General features: G+C 36.8%; 1 protein-coding gene and 1 pseudogene. Both read right to left on the bottom strand.

Annotation, left to right across the window (positions count from 1 at the left end; translation table 11 throughout):
- Positions 1-212: pseudogene (locus AC1DRF_RS29195) on the bottom strand (hypothetical protein); the annotation flags it as partial.
- Positions 213-353: 141 nt separating this feature from the next.
- Positions 354-1,095: phytoene desaturase family protein (locus tag AC1DRF_RS29190; RefSeq protein WP_477742467.1), on the bottom strand; the 742-nt coding region annotated here is incomplete at its 5' end.

The raw sequence follows: 1,095 nt of genomic DNA, 5'->3' as shown, positions 1-1,095 counted from the left end.
AGATATACTCCCTGTAATCCTAACATAGAAATTGGAACCTTATGGTATACCATCACCGCAATATAAAATAGTAAAATTAGCACATAAAAAAAGAACTGTTCTTTGTAGTAGCGAATTTTTTTGCCTTCTGAAGCAATTCGCTTAACAGTCACGCTTTCCAAGTACGGACGGATAATGCTTATGATAATAATAAGACACGTAAATACAATCATATAGTTATGTAATCACCTTTTCAACTTCGTTATGTAACATGTTTTTTCATTTTTTCCATCCGTAAGAACAGCAGGTTAACAGTCTCTGCACTTTCTTATAGTACCAAAAAACTAAACTTTTTGACAATCCTGATTTATCAATTAGGAAGATGAAATAAGCATAGCTACATTGATGCCGCTAATCGTGACCATAGGAGACCCTCCTCCAGGGTGAGTCGTTCCTCCTACAAAATATAAGTTTTTAACATCTTTTGAGACGTTGCTTGGCCGAAGAAAACTATCCATTTTCCGGTTTGAACTCACGCCGTACAAAGCACCTTTAAATGCACCGAACGTTTGTTCAATTTCATATGGAGTAACAATTCGCTCATGTACAAGCGAAGACTCGATATCTAAACCAAACTGAGAAAGCTTGCGATAGACAACTTCTCTGTAAGCGTTCATTTCTTCTTGATTCTCTTCTTTCACAGCAGGAGCATTCACTAAAATAAATAAATTATCACCCGGAGCTACCGTGTTATCGGTATATGAAGAATTACAAATATAGATGGTGGGATCGGTTGGAAGCGTTTTTTGCTGAAATAGCTCATAGAATTCCTGTTTATAATCTTGAGAAAAATACACTTGATGATGAATCAGCTGAGAAAAGCGCTTCTTAACAGCTGCCATGATCACATAAGCTGATATAGAAGGCTCAAATTCAGCTGCTTTTTTGTTTTTAAAATGAGGTCTATCCTGTTCTTTTACGAGTGCCGGATAGGCCTTTAGCAAGTCGCCGTTCACAATAACAATATCCGCGTCTATCTTTTCTTCTCCATTTACTTCTACTCCGACAGCCCGTTTATTTTTTACGATTATTTCAGTAACGCTGCAGTTTGTATAC

The sequence above is a fragment of the Priestia sp. P5_B4 genome, from assembly GCF_056400385.1.
Note: the sequence above shows the minus strand (reverse complement) of the source record. Positions and strands in the feature narration are given on the sequence as shown.